Here is a 26,648-nt window from a genome sequence, read left to right as displayed (position 1 = left end):
GTACGTTATTAAAAGAACGTCATTCCGAGCGCAGCCGAGGAATATCGCGTGCTGATGTCAGATTAGTAATCCAACGTCAGCCCACGATATTCCTCAGCTGCGCTCGGAATGACGTTCTTTTAGTAAGTAAGATGCTACTCTACGGCCTTCAAAGGTGCCTGGCCCGCAATCCATAGATCCACGAGCTGGCCCATGCGAATGGTGGCGCCGGGCGCGGCCACGGGGCGCTGCTTCACCACGCTGCCATCAGTCTGGCCCTCCTCGGCGGGCTGATAGAAGATTTCGCCCACCTGCAGACCCTGGCCTACCAGCAGGGTAGTGGCCTCATCCTGGGGCATATTCACCACGTTAGGCACCGGAAACTCCTGGTTGCCCAGACCGTCGCCCACTTCCAGATCCACGCGGGTGCCTTTGGTGATGGGGGCTCCGGCCGCAATTTCCTTGCCGCCCACCAGCTGCTTCAGCACCTGGTTTTGCCGCACATCCGCCACCAGCCTGATTTCGCCCACCACCAGATCGTAGCTGCGCAAAATCATCTGGGCATTTTTCACCGAGCCATCCAGCAGCTTCGGCATCTTGATGACGGGCGGGTTTTTCATGCTCACCGACACGTAAATCTTGCGGTCTTCCTTCACCCGCTCGCCGGGGGCGGGGTCTTGGGTGAGCACCGTGCCGGGCCGGATGCTGGGGTTGTAGCTGCTGTCGTCCACGAAAAAGCGCAGGTTGCGCTCGTCGAGGTAGTCTTCCAAGGCTTCCTGCTGCATGCCGGTCACTTTAGGCACCACGATGGTTTCGCCGTGATTGGTGGTGATGGGCAAGTACACGAAGAAGAAGCCAAACAGCAGCGTCGCCCCAATGGCCGCAATAACCAGCAGGTGCTTAAGCAGGTCGGCCGGGGTGTCGGATTTGAGAAAGGACATTGAAAAAGGAGCTAGGAGCTGGGACTTAGGAGTTGGAATCGGGTGGGAAAGGTAGGAGGCAGGAACGTATTTTGGAGGTAAGGCTGGAGCTAAGCTCTCCTCCTTTTTTCAAGGAGGGGTTGAGGGTGGTTGCTAGAGCTAGCTGTCGTTCAACGACGGAACCACCCCCAACCCCTCCTTGAAAAAAGGAGGGGAGCTAGTTTTCTAACTCCTAACTCCTAGCTCCTAAAGAGAGCTTCTCGTTCCGCTCCTTGCCGAACTCCAGAATTCGGTCAATAAAATCGTAGGGCGTGTAGCCGCTGAGCGCGGTTTGGTGGAAGATGCAGGTGGCGGGCGTCATGCCGGGCAGGGAGTTTACCTCGATGATGATGACCTCCACTGCGCCGCCAAATTCAGCCTCTCCGCGCACCCGCACGAAGGCGTCGATGCGGGCGTAGCCCTGAATGTTAAGCACTTCGGCCACGCGCTTCAGTTCGGCCTTCACCTCATCCGAAATGCGCTGACGCTCAGCAGACTCTGGAGCATAGCGGGCCGGGGTGATGTTCTGGCCTTCGCCGGCCAGAAACTTCTCTTCCAGGCTCAGCACTTCGCCGGTAGCCAGGGCTTCGGAGGCTTCGAATACTTCGATGCCCAGCGTGCCATCCGCCTGCCAGTGCGTGAGCAGCCCGCCCGTGACTTCGAGAAAATGGCGGGCACCGTCGCGCGAAATCAGGGTTTCAACCAGAAAGGCATCCTTCTGCGGAAACTCCTCCTTGAAGCCCAGATTCAGCACCGTGGCCGGCTCCGGCATCAGTTCTTCCTGCCGGCGGAAAATGAGCTGGCTGAAGGCTGCCAGCTCCGCGCGGTTCTTGATTTTCTTCACCGCCGAGGAGCAGCCATCGTCGGCGGGCTTGGCGATGAAGGGGTAGGGAAACTGCGTTTCGAGGCTGCGGTAGAAGCTTTCTGCATCGGCCTGCCACTCCAGGCGGGCAGCCATGCGGTGCTCGGCCACGCGCAGGCCGGCTTCGCGCAGGCGGCGGTTGGTTTCAAACTTATTGATGGTGATGCTGCTGCTTTCCACGCCCGAGCCGTTGTAGGGCAGGCCCAGCTTTTCCAGCTCCTGTTGCAAGGCCCCATCTTCGCCGGGGCGGCCGTGCAGGGCAATAAACACCTCATCGACCTCCTGGGCCAGCTCCTCAAACGAGATTCGGCGCGGCTGAGCCGTGGGCTGGCCGGCGTAGGTGCTGGTAATGGCGCTGGCCTCGCGGCGGATGCGCTCCAGCACCGGATGCAGGCCATGGCCTGCCTCGGCGTGCTCTATTTTCTCCCGAATGTCGTCGGCGTTGTCCTTCAGCATCACGTTGATGGGCAGCACGTAGAGGCGAAACTCCTGGCTGTTGCCGGTCAGGAACACCGGCACCGGCTCGTACTTGATGCTGGAGCTGAGCTTCTCGTAAATATTGCGGCCGCTTTCCACCGAAATGTGGCGCTCCGAGGAATAGCCGCCCATAATCACGGCTACTTTGGTGCGCTCCTGCTCGTGCTGCTGGCGGGCGGCCACGGCCGCGTCCAGCTGCTGCACGAGCGTGCCCAGCTGCACCGGCTTCATGCCAGCCCGCCGCCGCGCCGCCAGCGAGGTGCGAATCAGGTAGGTGAGGAACTGCGACGGATTCAGCCCGATTTCGGCCGCCTGGTGGAAGAAAAACGACGCCGGCAGCATGCCCGAAGTCGTGTTCGGATCATTCAGAAACAGCTGATTGTCTTTCGATAGAAACCCATCCAAACGCGCGTATACCTGGAAGCCGAACGTGCGGAACATCTCCTCGCAGGCCTCGCGAATGCGCTGAATCTCGGCCTCGGGCAGGTCAATCGGGGTGATTTTGCGGGCCAGGCCGGGCAGGTATTTCGAGCGATAGTCGAACATTTCCTCGCCCTTCACAATCTCCGTCGGCGGCAGCGCCAGTGGGTTGCCGTCGGGGTCTTCCACCACGATGCACGAAAACTCGCGCCCCGCCACAAACGACTCTACCAGCACCTGCGCCTCGCCGTCCACGTTGGTCAGCAAAACCGAGCCGGTGGCCCCGAAAGCCAGGTCCAGCGCCTGCAGCAAGGCCTCCGGATGATAGATGAGGCCCGGCTCCTGCCGCATGCCAGTAGTATGATCAGCTACTAACTGCTCATCACTAATTGACAGCGTTACCGGCAGGCCGATGCCCTCGCGGATATCCGTCAGGTGCTGCACCCACACGATTTTGTCCTGCGCGCCGAGGCGGTGCCAGTCGTCGCGGGTCACGGTTTTGCGGAACAGGCTGCGCTCCACAGCCGCCGCAAACTGCGCCGGCGTGGGCTCGCGCAGGATGCTGATGCCGATGCTGGAGCCCTGGCGCGGCGCTTTAAACACCAGCGGCAGGCCCAGCTCGCGGGTCAGGTAGTTCAGCAGGGCGCCCCGGTCAGCCGTGTCCCATTCCTCGGCCGTGATGGTGCGGAAGTCGGGCGTGGGCTTGCCCAGCGCTTTCAGCAGCTTTTTCTGCGCGATTTTATCGATGCCGAATGCCGAAGCCAGAATGCCCGATCCGGAATACGGAATGCCGTACCACTCCAGCAGACCCTGAATGGCGCCGTCTTCGCCGCCGGGCCCGTGCAGGGCCAGAAAGGCGAAGTCCATCAGCTCGGGCAGCTCGTGGGGCAGCACGCGCCGGCCCACTTCCGCGATGATGGCATCCTGCTCCGCGGTGCCCAGCGCCCCCAGGCTTTCCATGTACACCTGCAGCTGGTGCTCGGAGGCCGGCAGCGCCGCCACGGGTGGGTAAAAGTCGCGGATGGTGCCCTTGTAGATGTAGTGCCAGTCGAGCAGGATGAAGTTGCCCCGGCTATCGACAAAGATGGGCACGGCCTGAAACAGGGCCTTGTCCAGGTTGTCGTACACGGTGCGGCCGCCCGCGAAAGAAATTTCCCGCTCACGCGACGGGCCGCCGAAGAAGATGCCTATTTTCATACGTGCAGCAAAGGTACGGGGTAAAACAGAATGGCGGTAGTTGCCGACAGCTGCAGAACGTCATGCCGAGCGAAGCCGAAGCATCTCCTGGGTTGATGGCTGCAATACTAACTGTCATCCTGAGCAGAGCGAAGGACCTTCCTCTTTGAGCCCTGAAATTATATTTCAACGCCCAACGCCCTTTATCAGCGCATGGTAAAGGGCTTTGCTCATTTAAAGGGACTTGTCACTTATCAGAGGAAGGTCCTTCGCTCTGCTCAGGATGACAGATAAGGGATGACAGATGCTCCGTCTTGCTTGGCAGCGCAAATCTGCCGAACTACGCGGCCCGAAGCCGTATACGCCTTTCCACCCTCATTCTTTCCCATGAAAACCCTGGACCAGTTCAACTTTGCCGGCAAGCGTGCCGTGGTGCGCGTCGATTTCAACGTGCCGCTCGATGCCGACCTGCGCATCACCGACGACACGCGCATCCGCATGGCCACGCCCACCATCAAAAAGATTCTGGCCGATGGCGGCTCCGTGGTGCTTCTCTCGCACATGGGCCGGCCCAAAGGCGGCCCCGACAAAAAGAACTCGCTGCGCAATATCCTGGTCCGGCTGGAGCAGGAATACGGCACGAAAGTGAAGTTCGCCGACGACGTAATCGGGGCCGAAGCGGCGCAGCTGGCCGCTGGCCTGCAGCCCGGCGAAATCCTGCTGCTCGACAACCTGCGCTTCCATCCCGAAGAGGAAAAAGGCGATGCCGCCTTCGCCGAAAAGCTCAGCAAGCTCGGCGACGTGTATGTGAACGATGCCTTCGGCGCGGCCCACCGCCGGCACGCCTCCACCGCCGTAATGGCCCAGTATTTCACGCCCGAAACCCGCGTGGCCGGCCTGCTCATGCAGAGCGAGCTGGAAAACGCCAAGCGCGTGCTCGAAAACGCCGAGCGGCCCTTCACCGCCATCATGGGTGGGGCCAAGATTTCGGATAAGATTGAGTTGATTGAGCAGCTGCTGGATAAGGTTGACTACCTGATTATTGGTGGCGGCATGTCCTATACTTTCTCAGTGGCCGAGGGCGGCAGCATCGGCAGCTCCCTGCTCGAAGCCGACAAGATTGATCTGGCCACCAGCCTCATTGAGAAGGCCAAGGCCAAAGGCGTGCAGCTGGTGCTGCCCGGCGACTCCATCATCGCCAACAAATTTGCCAACGATGCCGACATCGACGTGGCCGCCAACCACCACATCCCCGACGGCTGGATGGGCCTCGACATCGGCCCCGATGCCCGCGAGCAGTTCGCGGCCATCATCCGCCAGTCGAAAACCATTCTGTGGAATGGCCCGATGGGCGTGTTTGAGATGCGCAACTTCTCGGTGGGCACCGAGTTTGTGGCCCGCGCCATTGCCGAAGCCACCACCAACGGCGCGTTTAGCCTCATCGGCGGCGGCGACTCGGCCGCGGCCGTCACCCAGATGGGCTTTGCCGACCAGGTGAGCTACATCAGCACCGGCGGCGGCGCGTTGCTGGAGTATATGGAAGGCAAGGAGCTGCCCGGCGTGGCGGCGCTGGAGGGGCGGTAATTTGTGGCCCCGCGGGCCTCACCCCCGGCCCCTCTCCTAAGGGAGAGGGGAGCCTGATGGCGCGGACGGCGCGGGGGCGTCGGCTTGCGCCTCCGACCCCGCCCCAAGCGTAAACTCAGGATGTCGTTGAATGTAAAAGCCACCTGCTGCGAAGCAGGTGGCTTTTATTCGTTAGCGCCGTTCGGCTCCCCTGTCCTCGGGAGAAGGGCCGGGGGTGAGGCACTCACCCGAACGGCGAAGGCGAGAAGCAGAGCACGAAAATCACCAGCATCAGCCAGCCCAGCACTTTGCGGCCGGGGCTCAAGGGGCGCTCATCAGGGGCCTGGGGGTGGAAAATGCCCATCACGCGGCCCAGCAGCAGCCCGAATACCAGCCAGCCCGGATTGCCCTGAATGCCCGGCACCGCCTGCGACACGGCCAGTTGCGCCGCGAAGACGCCCAGCGCCAGCAGCAGCCCCCGGCGCGGCGTAGGCAGGGTTTTACGGAACACCAGAAACAGGTACAATAAGTACGGTACGCCCCAATAAAGCCAGGTATCAGCAGAGCTGTGCAGGGAAAACAGCCCCAGCCCGGCGTAGAAAATAAACCCAATGAACAGCGTGACGGACAGGCGGTTGAAGCGTCGGAAACCCAGCAGGCTGTAGAGAATGTGGCCGCCGTCGAGCTGGCCGATGGGTAGCAGGTTGAGGGCGGTGAAGAACAGCGCCAGCGCCCCGGCCAGCAGCACCGGGTAGTGCATCAGCTCGTTGGGGTGGGGCAGGCGGGCGGGGTCGGCGAAGAGGGCTTCGAGCAGGCGGTAGAGCAGGGGGCGGCCCAGCGTCATGGCCTCACCGTTTCGATAGACATATTGCGCGTAATCAGGGCCGTAGACGCGGTACTCGGGGTGAATGCGGAAGATGTACTCCAGCGGCTCGGGCAGGTGGGTGAAGCCATAAATCAGTACCGGCACGGCCACCAGAAAGCCCGCCAGCGGCCCGGCCAGCCCGATATCGAAGAACTCCTTGCGCGAGAAGATCCGGTCCTTGATGCGAATAACGGCCCCGAACGTACCGATGGTGTTGAAGAAGCCGGTGAAAAACGGAATGTAGTAGGGCAGCGTGGCCCGCACCCGGTAGTGGCGGGCCGTGAAGTAGTGCCCGAACTCGTGCACCGTGAGCACGCCCAGAAACGGCAGCGAAAACCACAGCCCCGCCCGGATTTCGGCCGCCGTAAGCCAGCCCGTGAAGCGGAATGCTGCCCCTTGGATGAAAAAGGCCTTGCCCGTTATCCACTCCGCGCCGGCCAGGGTAGTGGTGGTGAGAGTGAGCAGGAACAGCAGCAAATGCAGCGAATACGTGCGCCAGCGCGGCGGCTCGGGCTTTTCGTAGCGGGTGAAGCCCAGCTGTTCGGGCGTCAGGTCGTCGTGGTCGGCGGCTGTAGGTGCGTCGGCGTCAGGAAAGGGAAGGAGCGGGGAAGGCACGGAGGGCAGCAGGAAGGGCGTCGGTGAGGGTGAGGGGCGGGGCCAGAAACAGCGTATGCAGCCCCAGGCGGCGGGCGGTTTCGATGTGCTGAAAACTGTCCTCGATGAAAAGAGTTTCTGCCGCCTGCCAGTTCATTTCGCGTAGCGCGTGCCCGAATATTTCGGCCTCGGGCTTGCGCAGGCCCACCTCCTGCGAATAAAACACCCGGTCGAGGCAGTCAGCAATGCCGTGGCGCAGGCCGTATTGCTCCCGGAGCCGGCGGTTTATTTCCTGGATGTGGATCTGGTTGGTATTGGATAGCAGGGCCGTCTGGTAGCCTTGGTCCCGCAGGTCGGCCAGCAACGCCAGCCGCTCGGCCGGCACATCCAGCAACATGGCGTTCCAGGCGGCGTCCAGCTCCTCATCGGTGGCCGTCAGCCCGTAGTGCTGCCGGAGCCCCGCCCGAAACTCGGCGGGACTGAGGCGGCCGGTTTCCAGCTGGTCGAACAGCTCAGCCTGGGCCGCCTGGGTGAAGGCAATGGGGCTGCCGTGCCGGCGCATGGCCTCCACGGTCAGGCCGTAATCGATGTTGATGAGCACGCCCCCGAAATCGAAGAGCAGGTTGGGCAGCTGGTCTGGCATAAGCTGGAAGGGTTGGGCTGAAGCGCAAACAGAATGCTTTTCCTGCCCGGCGCAATTGCAAATTCCACCGCAAAAGTCGAAGTTTGCACAGCTGAAACCAACTACCTAGTAGCTGGTAAAGACAAGGGCCTATAGCTCAATTGGTTAGAGCAACTGACTCATAATCAGTAGGTCACTGGTTCGATTCCAGTTGGGCCCACGAGAAACCCGCTTTACGGTCTTGTAAAGCGGGTTTTTACTTTTGGATATACCTGAAAAATGCTGTCGAAATCGAAATGAAATTCGCTGGACCGGCAGCAAATCCTACTTACTCTTGAAATGCTGAATGGCCTGGCGGGTGAAATCTGACAGCACCAGCCGGCCGCTGATGGCGGCGCGCTCGGTGAGCAGGGTGTCCCAGCTTTCGGTGCCGGTCCAGATAACGCGCTTCAGGTCAGTGAGGGCCTCGGGGTTGTAGGTGGCCAGCCGGGCGGCAAAGGCATCTACGGCGGCATCAAGCTCGGCGGCCGTTTCCACTACGGTGGCGTACAGGCCTTTTTCCTGGGCCCAGGCCGCGCTGCGGAACTCGCCGGCATCCAGCGCCAGCTGCCCGTAGGCGGCCCTGCCGATTTTCAATTCGACTACCGGTCCCACCACGAAGGGCCCGATGCCGACCACCAGTTCGCTGAGCTTCACCGAGGCCTGGGCCGTGGCGAAGCAGTAGTCGGTGGCCGCGGCCACGCCCACGCCGCCGCCGATGGCCTTGCCTTGCACCCGCCCGACAATCACTTTGGGGCAGGTGCGGCAGGCGTTGATGACCTTGGCGAAGCCCGAGAAGAACTCCAGGCCCTGGGCTTCGTCGCGGATGGCCATCAGCTCGTCGAAGCTGGCTCCGGCGCAGAAGGTTTTCTCGCCCTCGCTGCGCAGGATGATGACCTTGGTGGCCACATCCTGGCCGGCGGCCGTAATGGTGTTGGCCAATTGCGTCAGCAGCGCGCCGGGCAGGGAGTTGTGGGAAGGGTGGAAAAACGAAACCGTGGTGATACCGCGGGCATCGGTGGCGGTCGTAACCTGGCCGGCGGTGAGGGTATAGGTCATATGTATTTCACGCAGTGTCTCGGGGTGTAAAACCGCAGGGGTTCGCAGTGTATTGTTGAACGACACTGCGAGACACCGCGCCATCCACTGCGAAACCCTGCGTGAAAAATTACTCCTGGTTCTTTTTCCTAACCATGGTCAGAATCGTAGCCACGGCCACGGTTTCCTGGGTCTGGTCCGTCACTTCCACGTACCAGCGCACGATGCCCTTGGCCACATCGTCGGCGTCGCGCTTCTCCTGGCCGATTTTCTCCTTCACGGTCAGCGTCACGCTGATGGTGGTGCCGGGGTATACGGGCTTGGTGAAGCGGCACTCGTCGAGGCCGTAGTTGAGCAGCACCGGGCCCTTGCGCGGGTCCACGAACATGCCGGCGGCCTTGCTCAGGATGTAGTAGCCGTGGGCCACCCGGCCGGTGAAAAGCGTGCCTTCCAGGGACGTCTCATCGACGTGGGCGTAGAAATTGTCGCCGGAAACCTGGGCGAAGGCGCTGATGTCGGCCTCCGTCACGGTGTGCTTGTGGGTGGTGTAGGTCTGCCCGATTTCCAGCTCCTCGAAGTAGTGCTGGAAGGGGTGCTTGTCCTTTTCGATCTGCTTTGCCTTGGGCTGATACACTTCCGTAATGGCCGTAATCATCGTGGGGGAGCCCTGCAACGCCACGCGCTGCATGAAGTGCTCCACGCCGCGCATGCCGCCCATTTCCTGGCCGCCGCCGGCCCGGCCGGGGCCGCCGTGGATGAGCAGGGGCAGGGGCGAGCCGTGCCCGGTGCTTTCCTTAGCCATTTCCTCATTGATAATCAGAATGCGGCCGTGGTGAGTGGCCGCGCCCAGCACGAAGTCCTGGGCCATCCGCGGGTCGTTGGTGGCCAGGGAGCAGACCAGGGAGCCTTTGCCCATATTCACGAGCCGGATGGCCTCGTCGGTGTCCTTGTAGGGCATCAGCGTGGCGACGGGGCCGAAGGCTTCCAGCTCGTGGGAGTCGAGGTGACGGAAAGGCTGGTCGTTGCGCAGCAGGATGGGGGAGAAGAAGGCGCCTTTCTCGAAGTGGGCCCCGCGGTCCTGGCCCAGCACTTCCGCGCCGCCGTCCAGGTCGCCGTACACGATGGGCGTGTTTTGGGCCAGCTGCCGCACCTGTTCGCGCAGGCGCTGCCGCTGCTCTACGCCCGCCAGGGCCCCCATGCGCACGCCCTCGGCCAGCGGGTGGCCGATGGTGGTCTGCCCCAGCAGCTTGCCCAGGGCCAGCTGCACGTCGTCGATCAGGCTTTCGGGCACCAGGATGCGGCGGATGGCGGTACACTTCTGCCCGCACTTGCCGGTCATCTCCTTACGCACTTCCTTCACGAACAAATCAAACTCCGGCGTGCCCGGCTTGGCGTCGAGGCCCAGCACGGCGGCGTTCAGCGAGTCGGCCTCCATGGTAAAGGGCACAGCCTCCTCCACGATGCGCGGGTGGGCCCGCAGCTTGCGACCGGTGGCAGCCGAGCCGGTGAACGTCACCACGTCCTGGTAGTTGACGTGGTCGAGGATGCCCTGGCCCGAGCCGACGACCAATTGCAAGGCCCCGGCGGGTAGGATGCCGGAGGCAATGATTTCGCGGACGACGGCCTCGGTGAGGTAGGCCGAGGGCACGGCGGGCTTTACCACGGCCGGCATGCCGGCCAGCAGGTTCACTGCAACTTTCTCCAGCATGCCCCAGACCGGGAAGTTGTAGGCGTTGATGTGCACGGCCACACCCTCCCGGGGCACCATCAGGTGCTGGGCCATGAAGGTGCCGCCCTTGCTCAGCCCCACCGGCTCGCCCTCCACGTAGAACGGCTTGTCCGGGAACTTGCGGCGCAGGGAGGCGTTGGCGAACAGGTTGCCGATGCCGCCTTCGATGTCCACCCAGGAGTCGGCGCGGGTGGCGCCGGTCCGTACGCTCAGGGCGTAGAACTGCTCCTTCTTTTCCATCAGGTGCAGGGCCAGCGCCTTGAGCATGCGGCCTCGCTCGTGGAAGGTCATCCGGCGCAGGGCCGGGTTGCCGACGGTGCGGGCGTAGTGGAAAATGGCTTCGTAGTCGAAGCCCTCGGTGTTGGCCAGGGCAATGACTTCGCCGGTGCTGGCGTCGAGCAACTCCTGGGGGGCGGACTCGCCGGGCGTCCAGCGGCCGAGGGTGTAGTTTTCGAGAGTAGTCATGGTCGGTGCCTCACCCCTAGCCCCTCTCCGGAGGAGAGGGGAACTAGCTTTAGTATAGACAGGAAGCTGGTTTTTGGGCGTGAGTTGAAGTTATACTTGGGTGGAAAGAAGGACGAAATCTAAAAACTACTTGCTAAAGCTAGTCCCCCCTCTCCCCCGGAGAGGGGTTAGGGGTGAGGCACGGAGAGGGGGCTAGGGGGTGAGGCGTGCTATACCCGCTCCAGAATCACCGCGTAGCCCTGCCCCACGCCAATACACATGGTAACCAGGGCGTAGCGCTTCTGCTGCTCATGCAGCTCCAGGGCGGCGGTGTTAAGCAGGCGGGCGCCCGACATGCCCAGCGGGTGGCCCAGGGCAATGGCCCCGCCGTTGGGATTGATTCGCGGGTCGTTGTCCGCAAGGCCAAAGGCGCGGATGCAGGCCAGACTCTGGGCGGCAAAGGCTTCGTTCAGCTCGATAATATCCATCTGGTCCAGGGTCAGGCCGGCCTTTTTCAAAGCTTGCTGCGAGGCCGGCACCGGGCCGATGCCCATGATGCGCGGCTCCACGCCCGTCACGCCCATGCTTACGATGCGGGCTTTGGGCGTGAGGCCGTGCTGCTTCAGGCCGTCTTCGGAGGCAAAAAGTAGAGCTGCCGCGCCGTCGTTCAGGCCCGAGGCGTTGCCGGCCGTCACGGAGCCGGTTTTGCGGAAGGCGGGGCGGAGCTTGGCCAGGCCGTCGAGCGTGGTGTCGGGCTTCATGAACTCGTCCTGGTCGAAGAGCACCGGCTCGCCCTTGCGCTGGGGAATGGGCACGCCCACGATTTCCTGGGCCAGCCGGCCGCGCTGTTGGGCGGCGGCGGCTTTCTGCTGGGAGGCCAAAGCAAACTGGTCCTGATCCTGGCGGCTGATGGCGTCGCGGTCCACCAGGTTTTCGGCGGTTTCGCCCATGGCGTCGGTGCCGTAGAGCTCCTCCATCCGCGGGTTCACAAAGCGCCAGCCGAAGCTGGAATCGAACATCTTCGCGTCAGTACCGAAGGCCTTGGTGGGCTTGGAGGTGACGTAGGGCGCGCGGGTCATGCTTTCCACGCCGCCGGCCAGCAGCAGGTCGCCGTCGCCGCACTGGATGGCGCGGGCGGCGGCCAGGCCGGCCGACAGGCCCGAGGCGCAGAGGCGGTTCACGGTTTCGCCGGGCACGGTGGGGGGCAGGCCGGCCAGCAGCAGGGCCATGCGGGCCACGTTGCGATTGTCCTCGCCGGCCTGGTTGGCGCAGCCTATGATTACGTCGGCCACGGCGGCCGGCTCGGCAGTGGGGTTGCGCTTCAGCAGCTCGCGCAGGACCAAAGCGGCCATATCGTCGGGGCGGATGGGGGAGAGGGTACCGCCGAAGTTGCCGATGGGCGTGCGGATGCCGTCAACTAGATAAGCTTGTTTCACGGGGTTGGTTCGGGGTTGGGAAGACTGAGAATGGCGGTGCCGGTGCGGTAAGCGGTGCCCTTGAACAGGGCCACAGCCACGCCATGCTGGTTGGTGACGCGCACCTGGTACACGCCGACTTTGTGCTTGAGCTGCTCCTCGCGGGCGTCCACGGTCAGCACGTCGCCGGCGCGGCCGGCTTCGAGGTGGTCGATGGTGACGGTGAGGCCCACGCTGAGGCGGCCGTGGCTGTTGCAGGCAAAAGCGAAGGCCGAGTCGGCCGCTGAAAACACCACGCCCCCGTGCAGGGCCCCGAAGCCGTTGAGCATGTCGGGGCGCACGACGAAGCGCAGGCGGCAGGTACCCGGCCCCACGGCCAGCACTTCCAGCCCCAGCCACCGGCTGAAGGCGTCGTGGTGGAGCATACGCGCCAACACGGCCTCGGCCAATTCGCCCGGACTAAACGGCGGCTGGCTCATGCGAAATGAATGACTGCTTAGCCCGCACCATGCGCCGCAGCAGCGGGCTGGCGCGGTAGCGGTCCTCGTGGTATTCGTCGTACAGCGCGTCGAGCGTCCGGAGCACGTTTTCGGGGCCCAGCTCGTCGGCCCAGGCCAGCAGGCCCTTGGGGTAGTTGACACCTTTGGTCATGGCCAGCTCCAGGTCTTCCCGCGAAGCCACGTTCAGCGCCAGCGCGTCCACGGCCTCGTTGATGAGCATGGCCAGCACCCGGTTTAGAATCAGGCGGCCCAGTTGCTCGTCGCGGTTCGGTTCGGGCTGGATGGCGTCAGGGGCGTAGCTGTAGAAGCCCCGGCCCGACTTACGGCCGTAGTAGCCGGCTTCAAACAGGCGCTTCTGGGTGAAGGAGGGCTTGAAGCGCGGGTCGTAGAAGAAAGAGGCAAACACGGACTCCGTCACCCGATAATTCACGTCGTGGCCAATGAAGTCCATCAGCGCGAACGGGCCCATGCGGAAGCCGCCCAGCTCGGTCAGCGCCCAGTCGATGGTGGCCATATCGGCAATACCTTCTTCCAGGATGCGGATGGCCTCGCCATAGAATGGCCGGGCCACACGGTTTACGATAAAGCCCGGGGTGTCCTTGGTCAGCACCGGCAGCTTGCCCCAGCTCTGCACCAAATCCCGCACTTCCTCCGCCAGCCCCGTTCGCGTCTGCACCGCCGGAATGATTTCCACCAGCTGCATAATGGGAGCCGGGTTGAAGAAGTGAATGCCGATAAACCGCTCCGGCTTCCGGCAGGCCGCCGCAATGGAGGCAATAGATAGGGACGACGTGTTAGAAGCCAGAACGCAGGTGTCGGAAACCAGCATTTCCACCTCCCGAAACAACTGCTGCTTCACCGCCAGATCTTCCACAATGGCTTCGAGCACCAGTTCACAGTCGCCGAAGTCTGCTACATCCTGGGTTAGGTGCAACCGCCCGAAAATAGCTGCCGCGGCCTCCGCCGTCAGCTTGCCCTTTTCGGCCAGCTTGGTGAGGCTGCCCTGAATGCCGGCCCCGGCCCGCTGCAGGGCCTCGGCGTTCTGGTCGAGTAAGCGCACCGTATGGCTGGCCGTGGCCACCACCTGCGCAATGCCCGCGCCCATCGCGCCGCTGCCGATTATTCCAATTGTCATATGGTGAGATAGTGAAATGGTGAGATAGTGAGTTTGATGTTTTGGCGGCGTTTAATGCGCTAACTGCGCCCCTGGCGCAACTAGAACGACAACTCACCATTTCACCATCTCACTATCTCACCTATGCGTGGCACTTGAAGTAGTCGAAGGGCTCATGGCAGGCGTCGCACTGGTAATGGGCTTTGCAGGCCGTGGAGCCGAACTGGCTGACCAGGTGGGTGTGCTCCGACTTGCACAGCGGACAGCGCACGGCCGTGTCCTGGCCAAACAGGTTGAGCACGTGGCCGGTGGCCGTGCCATCCACGGGCGGCGCGATGCCGTAGGCTTCCAGCTTCTGGCGGCCGGCCGGGCTCATCCAGTCGGTGGTCCAGGCCGGGCTGAGCTGGTTGTGGATGGTCACGTGGGTGATGCCCTCGGCCAGCAGGCGCAGGCGGATGTCGGTGGCAATGGTGTTCATGGCCGGGCAGCCCGAGTACGTGGGCGTGATACTGACCGTCACCTGCTCCCCGTCCACCGTCACGCCGCGCACAATGCCCAGGTCCAGGATGCTGAGCACCGGCACCTCGGGGTCCGACACCTCTTCCAGCAGCTGCCAGATGCGCTCCTCGGTGGGCACGGTGGCTACCATGTCAGGCCCGGGTAGGTGCGCTGCATGTACTGCAGCTCGGCCAGAATGTAGCCCAGGTGCTCGGTGTGCCGGCCTTCCTTGCCGCCAGTCATCATGAACACGCCCTGGGGCAAGGGCACGGTGGCTTCGCTGAACACGTGGGCCAGGTGGGCCTCCATCTGCGGCAGCAGCGCGGCGTAGTCGGGGATGAGGCCGGCACTCTGCAAAGCCTTTTCATTGGCCGTGGGGGTGGTCAGCTCGCCGGAGTAGCGCCAGAGGTGAGCCAGGGCTTTTTCCAGGCGCTGCCGGCTTTCCTCCGTGCCGTCGCCGAGGCGAATAACCCACTCGGAACTCCACTTGAGATGATACGCGGCTTCCTTCACGGCCTTCTCAGCAATGCCAGCCAGCCGGGTATCGGGGCTGGTCAGGAGCTGGCGCAGGCAATGGTAGTGGAAGTTATCAAACAGGAACTGCCGGGTGATGGTGGCGGCGAAGTCGCCATTGGGCTGCTCCACCAGCAGGGGGTTGCGGTACTCAGTGGCGCTGCGCAGAAAAGCTAGGTCGTCCTCAGTCTGGCCCCGGCCTTCTAGCTCGGCGGCATACTGGTAGAGGCTGCGGGTTTCGCCCAGCAGGTCCAGCCCGATGTTGGCCATGGCCAGATCCTGCTCCAGTACCGGCCCGTGCCCGCACCACTCCGAGAGGCGGTGGCCCAGAATCAGGCTCGTATCGGCCAGCTGCAGCACGTAGTGAAACAGCTGATGCCGCACCTCGGCGGAGTAAGTATCCAGGGCCGACGCATCGGAAGGGGTAATTTGCATAAGACGCAGAATTACATGTGCTTGATGGAGTCCGGCACGTCGTAGAACGTGGGATGCCGGTATACTTTGTCGTTGGCCGGGTCGAAAAACGCCTCGGCATCATCTGGGTTGGACGCGTGCACGTGCTTCGACTCGACCACCCAAATGCTGACGCCTTCCATGCGGCGCGTGTACACGTCGCGGGCGTTCTGGATGGCCATGGTGGCGTCGGCGGCGTGCAGGCTGCCCACGTGCTTATGATCGAGGCCCTGCTTGCTGCGGATAAAAACTTCCCACAGCGGCCATTCGGATTGTGTCATTGTGCTGGTGCAGACCTCACCCCTAGCCCCTCTCCTTGGGGAGAGGGGGAACTAGCTCTAGAAAATCTAGAAACTAATTTCGAGTAGGGGTAGGACTGATTTTAATAGTTAGAAAACTAAAAGCTAGTCCCCCTCTCCCCAAGGAGAGGGGTTAGGGGTGAGGTCTCTACGCCGCCGCTTTCTGCGCCCGCTTCTTAGCGTGGGCCAAAGCCGCTTCGCGTACCCAGGCCCCTTCCTCGTGGGCTTTCACGCGGGCGCCGAGGCGGTCTTGGTTGCACATGCCGTTGCCCTTCACCACGTTCCAGAATTCCTCCCAGTTCACCTCGCCGAAATCGTAGGCCTGGCGTTCCTCGTTCCACTTCACGGTAGGGTCGGGCACAGTCAGGCCCAGGAATTCGGCCTGGGGCACCATCATATCCACGAATTTCTGGCGCAGCTCGTCGTTGGTGAAGCGCTTGATGCGCCAGTTCATGCTCTGGGCCGTGTTCGGCGAGTCCGCGTCCTTGGGACCGAACATCATCAGCGTGGGCCACCACCAGCGGTTCAGGGCCTCCTGGGCCATTTCCTTCTGCACCGGCGCGCCCGCGCACAGGGTCTGCATTATTTCGAAACCCTGGCGCTGGTGGAAGCTTTCCTCTTTGCACACCCGCACCATGGCGCGGGCGTAGGGGCCGTAGGAAGTGCGGCACAGCGGCACCTGGTTCAAAATGGCAGCACCGTCTACCAGCCAGCCCACGCAGCCCATGTCGGCCCACGAGAGGGTAGGGTAGTTGAAGATGCTCGAATACTTGGCCTTGCCTGAGTGCAGGTCGGCCAGCATCTGGTCGCGCGTGGTGCCCAGGGTTTCGGCGGCCGAGTAGAGGTAGAGGCCGTGGCCGGCTTCGTCCTGCACTTTGGAGAGCAGAATGGACTTGCGCTTCAGCGAAGGGGCGCGGGTAATCCAGTTGCCTTCGGGCAGCATGCCCACCAGCTCGGAGTGCGCGTGCTGGGAAATCTGCCGGATCAGCGTTTTGCGGTACGCATCGGGCATCCAGTCTTTGGGCTCAATGCGAATGTCCGCGTCGATGCGGGCCTGAAACTGCTCTTCGAGGTTGATTTCTACGGTTTCCATGCGCGTTCAACAAAGTTTAACTAACAATCGTTAGTTAAAAGTAAGAAAAATATCGGGTTTCCAACGTGTAGCTGCTTCGCCGGTGCGGTTATAACCCAAACTTATCCTTGTGCTTATTGCTTACCTTCCATCCGGAGCCCGGGGCTTAATCCGGATGTCTGTACGGGACTTTACTCGGCTCGGCTTCCCTTTTAAAAATCCCCTTTGCTCGCTCGGCCTATGGCTATTCTGGTTTTCTTCCTGGCGCACTGGTATCTGTCGCTGTTCACGCAGTCGTTTTTTCAGCACCGCTACGCCGCCCACAAGATGTTCACGATGAGCCGCTTATGGGAGCTGATTTTCTTCAGCCTGACCTATCTATGGCAAGGTTCGTCGTTCATGTCGCCGCGGGGGTATGCGCTACTGCATCGTATGCACCATGCTTACTCTGACACGGCCCGCGACCCGCACTCGCCGCACTATTCTTCTAATGCCTTCACCATGATGTGGAAAACCCGCGGCATCTACCAGGATGTGCTCTACGGTCGCTCCACTGAGGCCGCTCGCTTCGAGGGCGACTACCCCGAGTGGCCGGCGCTGGAAACCTTTGGCAACCAGTGGTATTCGCGGGTGGGGTGGGGCCTGTTCTACGTGCTGTTCTACGTGCAGTTTGCCACCGTGTGGTGGCAGTTCCTGCTGCTGCCCATTCATTTTTCGATGGGGGCCGTGCACGGGGCCATCGTGAACTGGAGCGGCCACAAATACGGCTACCAAAACTTCGACAACCACGATAAGTCGCGCAACTCGCTGTTTTTTGACTTCCTCACCGGCGGCGAGCTGTTTCAGAACAACCACCACAAGCTGCCCCTGCGCGTGAATTTCGGGGTGAAATGGTGGGAGCTGGACCCCACGTACCCCGTCATCTGGACGCTGGACAAAGTGGGCGTCATCCGCATCCGGCGCACAAAAAACGCAGTGCCCGGCGTGGCAGCCTAGGCGGCGGATAGTAGCGGCCAACTGCTTCTGATCCGCCCGATTGCTTCGGCCACGCCGCGCCGTTTCAAACCAAATTAGCATCTGGCCGGAACTTTGCGAGTTTGTGGTTGTTCGTCAGCTTGATAAATTTGCGCTGCCGACGATTTACTTCTGAAAGTAAAAAGACCTGCTTGGTCGGTGCGCTCCCGCCGCTTCTATGTCTGAACCACTATTCGACGTTAATCTTCAGCAATTGCCCGATGAGTATCTCAACGGGGAATGGTGCATCACCAATCGGGTGCTGAACCGGAGCAATCCGGACAGTGCGTTGGCGCTGGCTACGCGCCTGTCGTTGCAGCCGGGCGCGGTGCAGGTGCATACGCCCGCCGAGCAGGACTCCGGCCAGTGGCTGGTGCAGCGCGACGAGCTGCTGAACCGGCCCTACCTGGAGCTGCAGCTGGTGCAGGAAGATGCCCGCGCCCTTATCACGCGCCTGCGCCGCTCGGCCGATGGCCTGCAAAGCCACCTTAGTCTTTACTTTCAGTCGGGGATGGAGCTGCAGCTCATTTGCCCCTGTTGACCCCCGCGTACGCTCATGAATTTATCCGCTGATACCGTTCCCAACGAGGAATCCCTGCGCCGACAGGGCGAAGAGCAGTTTCACTTCCTCGCCGATTTTATCCCCCAGCTCGTCTGGTTTACCGACCCCACCGGCTACCACACGTTTTTCAATAAGCGCTGGATCGACTTCACCGGCTACACCCTGGCCGACAGCATAGGCCCGGATATGTGGAACAACCTGCTGCACCCCGACGACCAGGCCCGCGCCCGGCAGGTGTGGGGTCACTCGTTGGCTACCGGCGAATTCTACGAGATTGAGTACCGCTTCAAAAGCAAAGACGGGTCTTACCGCTGGTTTCTGGGCCAGGCCAGTCCCCAATACGACGAGCAGGGCCACATCAAGCAGTGGTTCGGCACCTGCACCGACATTCAGGAGCAGAAGGAAACCGAGCTGGAGCTGCGCCGCCGCGAGCAGGAGCTGGAGCGCGCCTACGCCGACTTGGAGGTGAAAGTGACCTTCCGCAACCTGGCCCTGGAGCACGAAGTGCGCGAGCTGCGCCAGCGCTTGGGCGAGTAGGTAGCAGCCATATCATATGAAGAAGCCGCCCGGCCACGGGCGGCTTTTTTTATTCATCAAACGGGCTCTTGCTGGAAACGGCAATAACTTTCCGAGTTGCCGAGCGTTGTTGCAGCATACTTTTCTGCTTATGCCGCTCCCCGCCAAACTCACCAAAGGCAACCTGCCCACCAAGCTGTGCGCTACCTGCGGCCGGCCCTTCGAGTACCGCAAGAAGTGGTGCAACTGCTGGGACGAGGTGAAGTACTGTGGCGAAAAGTGTCAGCGCAACCGCCCCGCCGCCCCCGGCCGGCCGGAAAAATGACGGCGGCAGCCTATCTTACTCGCCTAAACTCCGAGTATGAACCGTAGACTTTTCCTCCGCAACGGCAGCCTGGCGGGCGTGGCCCTCACCACTCTCTCGCTCAGTGCCTGCGCCCCCAACGCTAAAGACCCCAAAACGGCCGCCGCCGGCCCCAACGAAAACGAAGCGGCCGCCGCCGCTTTCGAGCTGGACGAGGCCACCATTGCGCAGCTCCAGGAAAAGATGACAAGCGGCCAGCACACGGCCCGCAGCCTCACCGAGCTGTACCAAAAGCGCATCGCGGCCCTGGATAAAAGCGGCCCAAAGCTAAACTCCGTCATCGAGCTGAACCCCGACGCGCTGCGCCTAGCCGACGCGCTGGACCAGGAGCGCAAGGCCGGCAAGGTGCGCGGGCCCCTACACGGCATTCCGGTGCTCATCAAAGACAACATCGACACCGCCGACCAGATGCATACCACCGCCGGCTCGCTGGCGCTGGCCGGGCACCGGGCCGCGCAGGATGCCTTCATTATCAAGCGGCTGCGCGAGGCCGGAGCCGTGCTGCTGGGCAAAACCAACCTGAGCGAGTGGGCTAATTTTCGCTCTACGCGCAGCACCAGCGGCTGGAGCAGCCGCGGCGGCCAGACCAAAAACCCCTACATCCTGGACCGCACGCCCAGCGGCAGCAGTGCCGGCTCGGGCACGGCCGTGGCCGCCAACCTGTGCGCCGTGGCTATCGGCACCGAAACCGACGGCTCGGTGGTGTCGCCGTCGTCGTGCTGCGGCATTGTGGGCGTGAAGCCGACGGTGGGCCTGCTCAGCCGTAGCGGCATCATCCCCATTTCGGCCACCCAGGACACGGCCGGCCCCATGGCCCGCACCGTGCGCGACGCGGCTGTGCTGCTCGGAGCCCTCACGGGCGAAGACCCCGCCGATGCCGTGACCAAGGAAAGTGCCGGTAAAATCCAGCCCGATTACACCGTTTTCCTTAAAGCCGATGCGCTGCGCGGCAAGCGGCTGGGCGTGGAGAAAAACCATCTGCAAGGCTCGTCGGAGGCTGTGGCGCTGCTGCTGGCGGCGCTGGAAGTGCTCAAAGCCCAGGGCGCGACAATCGTGGAAGTGGATGTAGACAAGCAGGCCGATGCCTTCGGCGAGGCCGAATACGATGTGCTGCTCTACGAGTTCAAAGACGGCGTGAACAAGTACCTGGCCACGGCCAACGCCCCGGTGAAAACCCTGGCCGACGTGATGACCTTCAACACCGAAAATAAGGCCAAGGCCATGCCGTTTTTCCAACAGGAAATTCTGGAAGCCTCCAACAAGCTGGAGGGCCTGAGTAGCCCGAAATTCCAGGCCGCCCGACGCAAGTCGCACGAGGGGGCGCGGCAGCTGCTGGATGGCGTGCTGCGCAAAAATCAGCTTGCTGCCATCGTGGCCATCACCACTGGCCCCGCCCGCTGCATCGACCTGATAAACGGCGACGGGGGCGGCGGCCCGGGGTTTTCATCACCCGCCGCTATGGCCGGCTACCCGCACGTAACGGTGCCGATGGGCCAGGCGCACGGCCTGCCGGTGGGTCTGTCATTCGTGGGCGGCCCGTATGCCGAAGGGCCGCTGCTGGGGCTGGCGTATGCGTATGAGCAGGCCTCGAAAAAGCGGGTGAAGCCGGAGTTTCGGGGGCCGTTTGTAGGGTAGGAGATTGAAGTTACAGCAGGGTGTAGAGACGCATACTTGCGTCTCGTCGTTCGCGCCGTTCAACGGGTTTGTTCTATTAAGTCGTTCAACGACGAGACGCAAGTATGCGTCTCTACACCCTGCTGCCGTAAACCAACTCTCGCCAATAACCTGGGTGTCCTCTGCCCTCGGCTTAGGGAATGAATTGCTGAGTCAAACTGATAATTACGCCGTCCTTGGTTTCCACGATGAAGGGCGTGGCGCGAAGGAAATCCGGGCCTTTGGCCAGCAGCTGGGCGGGCGTGGCTACGTACTGGCTCAGCTCACCGCCCATGCGCCACAGCCGGATGACGGCCCCGCCGCTGAGCGGCAGCGTGCGCCGGCGCGGGCTGTCGTTGATGATATAGTAGTCGTTGAATACGGAGTAGACCGTGTCGCCCTTCACAACCTCGGCCAGGGCGTCGCCGCGGCGGCGGGCGGCGGTTACGGCGGCCGGGCCGTTCAAAAACTGGATGTAGTCGACGGTGGCGTAGGAGCGGCCCTGCTGCTGGCTGAGGCGGCGCAGGTAAGCGTGGCTGCGGCCGTTTTCGCCCACGGCTTCGGTAGTCGATACTTCGCCCTGCACGGCGGCCGGAATGCGCTCTGCTGCGCCGCCGTTGGCGGTTTCCTGCTCGGAGCGGCAGGCTGTTATTCCCAGAAAAAGGCCGGCGGCAAGAAGTGCGTGCTTCATGGCAGCGTGTACGGGGGCCGGCGCGGGCGGTTCCGGTGCGGCCCTCTGCGCCCACCTCCGCGTTCCTCAGTGGGAAATGACGCAGGCAATTCAAACCCCAACCTTATGGCCTCACCCGAATGCCTTACCTTTGCAACTTCATAGCAAAGCAGGATGATTTCCATCAACGACCTCGATTTCCATTTCGGCTCCCGTACGCTCTACGACAAAGCCAGCCTCCACATAAAGCCCAAAGACAAAATCGGCCTGATCGGGCTGAACGGCACGGGCAAATCGACGCTGCTGCGCGTGCTGGTGGGCGAGTACAAGCCCGACGGCGGTAGCATTTCGATGGCCAAGGAAGTGAGCCTGGGCTTTCTGAACCAGGATTTGCTCAGCTACGACACCCACGAAAGCATCCTCACCGTGGCCATGCAGGCCTTCGAGGAGGCTCTGAACCTGCAGAAGCGCATCGACGAAATCCTCGTCGAGTTTGAGAACAACTACACCGACGACCTGGTGGAGAAGCTGGCCGATGCCCAGGAGCGCTTCGAGGCGCTGGGTGGCTACACCATGCAGGCCCAGGCCGAAGAGATTCTGGAAGGCTTGGGCTTCACCACCGAGGAGCTGCAGAAGCCGCTGAAAACCTTCTCCGGCGGCTGGCGCATGCGCGTGATGCTGGCCAAGATTCTGCTGCAGAAACCCTCGCTGCTGCTGCTCGACGAACCCACCAACCACCTGGACCTGCCCAGTATCAAGTGGATTGAAAACTACCTGGCCGGCTACGAGGGCGCGGTTATCATCGTCTCGCACGACCGGGAGTTCCTGGACCGCACCACCAATACCATCGTGGAAGTGACCGGCGGCAAGCTGGTGCCCTACGCCGGCAACTACTCCTACTACCTCGAAGAAAAGGAGGAGCGCAACGCCATTCAGAAAGGCGCTTTTGAAAATCAGCAGGCCCAGATCCGGCAGGCTGAGCGCTTCATTGAGCGCTTCAAGGCCAAGGCCAGCAAGGCCAAGCAGGCCCAGAGCCGCGTGAAAGCCCTCGACAAGCTGGAGCGCATCGAGGACGTGGCCGGCGACGCGGCCAAGGTCAACATCAAGTTCACCTTCAAGATTGAGCCCGGCCGCCACATTCTGCGCATGGAGCACGTGAGCAAGAAGTACGGCGAGAAGCTCATCTTCCGCGACACGCACGTGCACATCGAGCGGGGCGACAAGATTGCCCTGATCGGGGCCAACGGCAAGGGCAAATCGACGCTGATGCGGCTGGTGGCCGGGCAGGAAGCCCCCACCGCCGGCAACCACCAGCTGGGCCACAACGTCATCATGTCGTTCTACGCCCAGCACCAGCTGGAGAGCCTGAACGTGGAAAACGAGATTCTGCAGGAGATGAGCGAGGCCGGCTCGAAGCGCAACGACATGGAGCTGCGCTCGGTACTGGGCTCGTTCCTGTTCACCGGCGACCAGGTCTACAAGAAGATCAAGGTGCTCAGCGGGGGCGAGAAAAGCCGGGTGGCGCTGGCCAAAACCCTGATTTCGGAAGCCAACTTCCTGCTGCTCGACGAACCGACCAACCACCTCGACATGGTGTCGGTAAACATCCTGATTCAGGCCCTGGAGCAGTACCAGGGCACGTTCATCGTCATCAGCCACGACCGGTTTTTCGTGGAAAACGTGGCCACCAAGATCTGGTTTATCGAGGATTACCAGCTCAAGGAATACCCCGGCACCTACGCCGAATACGAGCAGTGGCAGGAAGACCGCGAAAAGGCCGCCAAGAAAGCCGGTCTGCCCTCGCCCTCAGCTCCCAAGCCGCAGCCCAAGCCCGAGCCGGTGAAGGAAACGGCCCCCAGCAGCTCGAAGCAGAAGAAGGAGCTGGCCGAAGTGGAGGCCCGCATCGAAGCCCTGGAAAAGGAGCTGGCCCAGTACGAAGCCCAGCTCGCCGACCCCGGCATCTACAACAACGCCGCCCAGCTCAAGGACGCAACGCTAAAATTTGAGCAGGTGAAAAAGGAGCTGACTGCCCAGACGAAGCGCTGGGAGGAAATGCTGTAACTAGCCCGGTTTTTAGGAATGAAAGCGGCGCTGCTTCCGAGGGGAGGCCGCGCCGCTTTTTTGTTTGGGGCAGACATGTACTGTCGAAAGTGGGAGTTACGGTGTTTTATTTAATGAAGCGCAAAATATTCGCTGGTCTTGTAGATGCAGTTAAACATTGCTCTTTGCAATGTTATGTTGAGCTATGCTTTCTAATTCAAATGTTCTTTGAGATGAATGAAAATCATCAGTATTGGGATAGATGAATCTTGAATATATTGTTATGAATTTCGTTTCATTCGGAACAGAAGTTAAATAAGTATACACCTGTTTTGTGCCGGCGTCGATAAAAGTTGTATACCAAATGGTGGGAACCCAAGGCCTCTTAGAAATTTTTTTATCGAAAAATTTAACTTGATAGTTGATTGAGGATTCGGTTTCATCGATTTTGTCTCCTTTTTTGAATACTAATAAATCAAATGTCCATTCTTTTATATTTTGCCTAACTAATCCTTTGTTTTCAATAACTGCTATTAGCTCAATTATATGATTTTCTTCTGTTTGTCCTATATATCGGCAATCAAGATTAAACTCAATTTTCGCGAATCGTTCTCGAAATATTCCAAAACGAAAAATAGTCCAGATTGCCGCTACGAGGATTGCAGTTCCTTCTAAAAAGTTTTTTGCTATTTCAGACCAATCCTTTAGTGCGTTTTCCATATAAATGTTGTTGATAGTGGGAATTATATTTATACGAATTAGCGCAATATTTGCAGCATCTCAAACGATAGGCTTTCATCGCTACATCCGGCTGAACGCCCGCCAAGCCGTGCTGGCCTCGGTGCGAACTACCAGCTGGTACACCCCACGACCCAATTGCGCCACGGCTACTGACAACTGATTAGGGCCGGGCCGCAGGGCGGCGGGCTGGCTGAGCATCAGCGTCCCGAGGCTATTGTAGACCAGCAGCGTGGCGGTTTCCGTGCGGTCGTGGGGTAAGGCTACGGTCAGCGTGGGGCCGGTGGCGGGGTTGGGGTACACCTCCGGGCGGGCCGGGGTGGGGCGGCCGGGCGTGGCGGCCGTGGCCAGTGCGCCCAGCGTGCCTTTGCGGCCAATCACCACCGCCGATGCTTTATTGAACACCACGGACTGCCCGGCGGCATCGGGAGCTGCCAGCGTGTTTGCGGCGCTGGGGTGCTGGAAGGAGAGAAACAGAAACCGCTGATCCGGGGAGAACGTCATGCCCGTAGGCTCGCCGCCGGCGGGCGTGAGGGCGAAAACCTCCACGGCGGGGGCCGCCTGGGTGTGGCAGGCCCGCACCAGCCAGATGTGGTTGCGGCCACCGTCCTGGAGCACGTAGAGGTTGCCGTAGGCATCAAAAGTCAGGTTGTCGTTGCCCAGGCCCCAAAGCTCCGGTACGGTGCCGGAGCCGGTAGTGATGGGGTAGCTCTGGCCGGGGGTGGCGGCAGAGTTGCCCACGAACACCTCGAAGCCGCTGACGGTGCTGCCCGCGTCGGTGAAGCGGTAAACGGTGCCGGGGCCCTTGGCGGCGAAGTACACCTGCCCGGTGAGGGGGCTGATGTCGGTGTCTTCCACGCCGTTGAAGCTGGTGGCGCCCAGGGCCAGGGCTGCGGTGGCGGTGCTGTTGCACTCGGCGGGCGTAGTGTTGGGCACCGGCAGCCAGGTGCCGGTGGTGGCCGTGCCGATGGCGCCATCTAGCTTGAGCACGTAAAGGCGGCCCGCGCCGAGCTGCCCGGCGGTGGTGGCCACAAACTTATATACGAAGCTGTACGTCGCGCCCTCGTCGGCCCCCTGGTACACGGTGCGCTGGTCGGCGGCCACGGTCACGTTTTCGTGCTTGAAGCGGCCCAGGTGCCAGAGCTTGTCGGGGCGGCCGTCGCCGTCCTGGTCTTTTATCGTGCGGGTGGCGGGGTCAATTTCGGTGGCCCAGCCGAAATCGTAGTAGCCGTCGCCGTTGGAATCGGTGGGGGAGGTGGGCGTGTTTTCCTCGCACGTTACCACCGTGTTCCAGGGTGTGAGGCCGCCGGAGCAGTTGTTGAAAGCCCCCACCACCGGCGCGAAATTCACCGGATTGCGGGCCACAACGCTCCAAAGGCGGCTGCCGGCGCTGAAATTCAAATCCAGAATGCTGACTCCGGAGGCCGCCGCGGTAGTGCCTTCGTGGTTGAGCGCGATGTAGCCATTGCTGGCGCTGCCGCCCGCCGCCACGAAGCCGGTGAAGTCGAAGCTGTCGCGCAGCTGGCCGTCGGCGGGGTTGGAATAGGCATCGCCACCCTGGGCCAGCAGCTGAAACGTGTGCGTGGCGGGCAGGCGCAGCTGCTGGGTCTGGGGGCCGGGCGCTACCGAGGTGAAGCGGCTGATGTGGTCGGTGGGCAGGGTGGGGCAGGCGGTCTGGGCGCGGGCGGCGGTTGGCGCGAGCAGGGCCAGCAGGGGCAGCAGCGAGGATAATTTTGACAAAACGGGCAGGAATAGCGGCGTGAGCTGGTAAAGTTAAAGCGTATGCTACATTTACCGCCATGCCTTGGTGCTTGCGCGCCCCTGACGAAGGCTCCGGCTGCGGTTTCAGTCATTTGCCGGCAAGCTTTGCCATTTCCGCTCCCCAAAACTCCCGCCATGTTGCCCATCAACCTGCCCAGAGTCTTGCCTACTCTCACCACCGCGCGCCTCATGCTCCGGCCCCTGCGGCCTGCTGATGCGCCCGATCTGTTCGTGCTCCGCGCCGATCCGCAGGTGATGCGGTTTATTCCGCGCCCGCTGGCGCAAACGGTGGCCGATGCAGAAGAATACATTGTGCAAAGCAACGAGCGAATGGCCGAGGGCCAGTTGCTCAACTGGGGCCTGACGCTACGCTCCGATGACCGGGTGATTGGCACCATCGGCTACTTCCGACTCAAGCCCGAGCATTTCCGGGCCGAAATCGGCTACCTGCTGCACCCCGGCCACCACGGCACCGGGCTGATGCAGGAAGCCGTAGCGGCCGTGCTGGACTACGGCTTCGGAACAATGAACCTGCACTCCGTGGAGGCCGTCGTGGACCCGGAAAACGCGGCCTCCATCCGGCTGCTGGAGCGCAACCGCTTCGTGCGGGAAGGCCATTTCCGGCAAAATGAGTTCTTCGACGGCAAATTTCTGGACACCGCTTACTACTCCCTGCTGCATCCGGCGGCGCGGTAAGGC

General features: G+C 61.9%; 24 protein-coding genes and 1 tRNA gene. 9 read left to right on the top strand and 16 right to left on the bottom strand.

The annotated features are described in order from the left end of the window. Positions 1-134: 134 nt before the first annotated feature. Positions 135-920 (bottom strand): PASTA domain-containing protein, encoded by a 786-nt coding sequence (locus BUB62_RS07985; protein ID WP_073108385.1) that lies wholly within the window; start codon positions 918-920, stop codon positions 135-137. A 211-nt stretch (positions 921-1,131) separates the two neighbouring features. Further along, positions 1,132-3,894 carry a D-alanine--D-alanine ligase family protein gene (locus BUB62_RS07980; protein ID WP_073108383.1) on the bottom strand — a complete coding sequence of 921 codons (2,763 nt, stop codon included), beginning with the start codon at positions 3,892-3,894 and terminating at the stop codon, positions 1,132-1,134. 366 nt (positions 3,895-4,260) lie between these two features. On the opposite strand from BUB62_RS07980, the gene BUB62_RS07975 reads away from it, so the two are divergent. After that, the gene (locus BUB62_RS07975; RefSeq protein WP_073108380.1) at positions 4,261-5,457 is read left to right on the top strand and encodes a phosphoglycerate kinase; all 1,197 of its coding nucleotides are present in this window, start codon (positions 4,261-4,263) and stop codon (positions 5,455-5,457) included. A 223-nt stretch (positions 5,458-5,680) separates the two neighbouring features. Here BUB62_RS07975 and BUB62_RS07970 read toward each other — a convergent pair whose 3' ends face one another. Beyond that, a complete protein-coding gene (locus BUB62_RS07970; RefSeq protein ID WP_234988651.1) occupies positions 5,681-6,916 on the bottom strand; it encodes a site-2 protease family protein in 1,236 nt (411 codons plus the stop codon). After that, on the bottom strand, positions 6,888-7,538 hold the full coding sequence (locus BUB62_RS07965; RefSeq protein ID WP_073108378.1) for an HAD family hydrolase: 651 nt from the start codon (positions 7,536-7,538) through the stop codon (positions 6,888-6,890). Before BUB62_RS07965 ends, BUB62_RS07970 begins: the two co-directional genes overlap by 29 nt. Before the next feature lie 125 nt (positions 7,539-7,663). Here BUB62_RS07965 and BUB62_RS07960 point away from each other — a divergent pair. Then, positions 7,664-7,737, top strand: a tRNA-Ile gene (locus tag BUB62_RS07960). A 104-nt stretch (positions 7,738-7,841) separates the two neighbouring features. Here BUB62_RS07960 and BUB62_RS07955 read toward each other — a convergent pair. The 9 genes from BUB62_RS07955 to paaA all read right to left on the bottom strand — a co-directional run bounded on the left by BUB62_RS07955 (position 7,842) and on the right by paaA (position 16,652). Further along, on the bottom strand, positions 7,842-8,615 hold the full coding sequence (locus tag BUB62_RS07955; RefSeq protein ID WP_073108375.1) for an enoyl-CoA hydratase/isomerase family protein: 774 nt from the start codon (positions 8,613-8,615) through the stop codon (positions 7,842-7,844). 109 nt (positions 8,616-8,724) lie between these two features. Beyond that, the gene (gene paaZ / locus BUB62_RS07950) at positions 8,725-10,788 is read right to left on the bottom strand and encodes a phenylacetic acid degradation bifunctional protein PaaZ (RefSeq protein WP_073108373.1); all 2,064 of its coding nucleotides are present in this window, start codon (positions 10,786-10,788) and stop codon (positions 8,725-8,727) included. Between the two features lie 209 nt (positions 10,789-10,997). Next, positions 10,998-12,203 carry a 3-oxoadipyl-CoA thiolase gene (gene pcaF / locus BUB62_RS07945; RefSeq protein WP_073108370.1) on the bottom strand — a complete coding sequence of 402 codons (1,206 nt, stop codon included), beginning with the start codon at positions 12,201-12,203 and terminating at the stop codon, positions 10,998-11,000. Then, complete coding sequence (paaI, locus tag BUB62_RS07940; protein WP_073108369.1) at positions 12,200-12,661, bottom strand: hydroxyphenylacetyl-CoA thioesterase PaaI; 462 nt, start codon at positions 12,659-12,661, stop codon at positions 12,200-12,202. Before paaI ends, pcaF begins: the two co-directional genes overlap by 4 nt. Continuing rightward, positions 12,642-13,817 (bottom strand): 3-hydroxyacyl-CoA dehydrogenase NAD-binding domain-containing protein, encoded by a 1,176-nt coding sequence (locus tag BUB62_RS07935; protein WP_073108366.1) that lies wholly within the window; start codon positions 13,815-13,817, stop codon positions 12,642-12,644. The genes paaI and BUB62_RS07935 overlap by 20 nt, the downstream gene beginning before the upstream one ends. A 121-nt stretch (positions 13,818-13,938) precedes the next feature. Beyond that, entirely contained in the window at positions 13,939-14,445 is a 507-nt protein-coding gene (gene paaD / locus BUB62_RS07930) for a 1,2-phenylacetyl-CoA epoxidase subunit PaaD (protein WP_073108363.1), read from the bottom strand. Then, positions 14,439-15,242: a 1,2-phenylacetyl-CoA epoxidase subunit PaaC gene (paaC, locus tag BUB62_RS07925; protein WP_084538916.1), complete on the bottom strand. Its 804-nt coding sequence runs from the start codon at positions 15,240-15,242 to the stop codon at positions 14,439-14,441. Before paaC ends, paaD begins: the two co-directional genes overlap by 7 nt. An 11-nt stretch (positions 15,243-15,253) precedes the next feature. Next, positions 15,254-15,541: a 1,2-phenylacetyl-CoA epoxidase subunit PaaB gene (gene paaB, locus BUB62_RS07920; RefSeq protein WP_073108361.1), complete on the bottom strand. Its 288-nt coding sequence runs from the start codon at positions 15,539-15,541 to the stop codon at positions 15,254-15,256. Between the two features lie 166 nt (positions 15,542-15,707). Further along, positions 15,708-16,652 carry a 1,2-phenylacetyl-CoA epoxidase subunit PaaA gene (gene paaA / locus BUB62_RS07915; protein WP_073108358.1) on the bottom strand — a complete coding sequence of 315 codons (945 nt, stop codon included), beginning with the start codon at positions 16,650-16,652 and terminating at the stop codon, positions 15,708-15,710. A gap of 219 nt (positions 16,653-16,871) precedes the next feature. On the opposite strand from paaA, the gene BUB62_RS07910 reads away from it, so the two are divergent. The 5 genes from BUB62_RS07910 to BUB62_RS07890 all read left to right on the top strand — a co-directional run bounded on the left by BUB62_RS07910 (position 16,872) and on the right by BUB62_RS07890 (position 20,722). Beyond that, positions 16,872-17,627 carry an acyl-CoA desaturase gene (locus tag BUB62_RS07910; protein ID WP_073108355.1) on the top strand — a complete coding sequence of 252 codons (756 nt, stop codon included), beginning with the start codon at positions 16,872-16,874 and terminating at the stop codon, positions 17,625-17,627. A 196-nt stretch (positions 17,628-17,823) separates the two neighbouring features. Then, positions 17,824-18,186 (top strand): hypothetical protein, encoded by a 363-nt coding sequence (locus BUB62_RS07905; RefSeq protein WP_143164081.1) that lies wholly within the window; start codon positions 17,824-17,826, stop codon positions 18,184-18,186. 15 nt (positions 18,187-18,201) lie between these two features. Next, positions 18,202-18,744: a PAS domain-containing protein gene (locus BUB62_RS07900; protein WP_073108349.1), complete on the top strand. Its 543-nt coding sequence runs from the start codon at positions 18,202-18,204 to the stop codon at positions 18,742-18,744. Positions 18,745-18,874: 130 nt separating this feature from the next. Continuing rightward, a complete protein-coding gene (locus tag BUB62_RS07895) occupies positions 18,875-19,048 on the top strand; it encodes a DUF2256 domain-containing protein (RefSeq protein WP_073108347.1) in 174 nt (57 codons plus the stop codon). Between the two features lie 36 nt (positions 19,049-19,084). Next, complete coding sequence (locus BUB62_RS07890; protein WP_073108344.1) at positions 19,085-20,722, top strand: amidase; 1,638 nt, start codon at positions 19,085-19,087, stop codon at positions 20,720-20,722. 172 nt (positions 20,723-20,894) lie between these two features. On the opposite strand, the gene BUB62_RS07885 is transcribed toward BUB62_RS07890, so the two are convergent. Next, positions 20,895-21,431, bottom strand: coding sequence for a hypothetical protein (locus BUB62_RS07885; protein ID WP_073108341.1), 537 nt, complete (start codon positions 21,429-21,431; stop codon positions 20,895-20,897). 153 nt (positions 21,432-21,584) lie between these two features. On the opposite strand from BUB62_RS07885, the gene abc-f reads away from it, so the two are divergent. Then, the gene (gene abc-f / locus BUB62_RS07880; RefSeq protein ID WP_073108337.1) at positions 21,585-23,471 is read left to right on the top strand and encodes a ribosomal protection-like ABC-F family protein; all 1,887 of its coding nucleotides are present in this window, start codon (positions 21,585-21,587) and stop codon (positions 23,469-23,471) included. 150 nt (positions 23,472-23,621) lie between these two features. On the opposite strand, the gene BUB62_RS18965 is transcribed toward abc-f, so the two are convergent. Both BUB62_RS18965 and BUB62_RS07875 read right to left on the bottom strand, forming a co-directional pair. Beyond that, the gene (locus tag BUB62_RS18965) at positions 23,622-24,170 is read right to left on the bottom strand and encodes a hypothetical protein (RefSeq protein WP_143164080.1); all 549 of its coding nucleotides are present in this window, start codon (positions 24,168-24,170) and stop codon (positions 23,622-23,624) included. A gap of 81 nt (positions 24,171-24,251) precedes the next feature. After that, on the bottom strand, positions 24,252-25,928 hold the full coding sequence (locus BUB62_RS07875) for an alkaline phosphatase PhoX (protein ID WP_073108334.1): 1,677 nt from the start codon (positions 25,926-25,928) through the stop codon (positions 24,252-24,254). A 183-nt stretch (positions 25,929-26,111) separates the two neighbouring features. Between BUB62_RS07875 and BUB62_RS07870 the strand changes: the two genes are divergently transcribed. Beyond that, on the top strand, positions 26,112-26,645 hold the full coding sequence (locus BUB62_RS07870; RefSeq protein ID WP_200799902.1) for a GNAT family N-acetyltransferase: 534 nt from the start codon (positions 26,112-26,114) through the stop codon (positions 26,643-26,645). Positions 26,646-26,648: the final 3 nt, after the last annotated feature.

It is taken from the genome of Hymenobacter daecheongensis DSM 21074 (assembly GCF_900141805.1).
Classification (GTDB): Bacteria; Bacteroidota; Bacteroidia; order Cytophagales; family Hymenobacteraceae; genus Hymenobacter; species Hymenobacter daecheongensis.
Note: the sequence above shows the minus strand (reverse complement) of the source record. Positions and strands in the feature narration are given on the sequence as shown.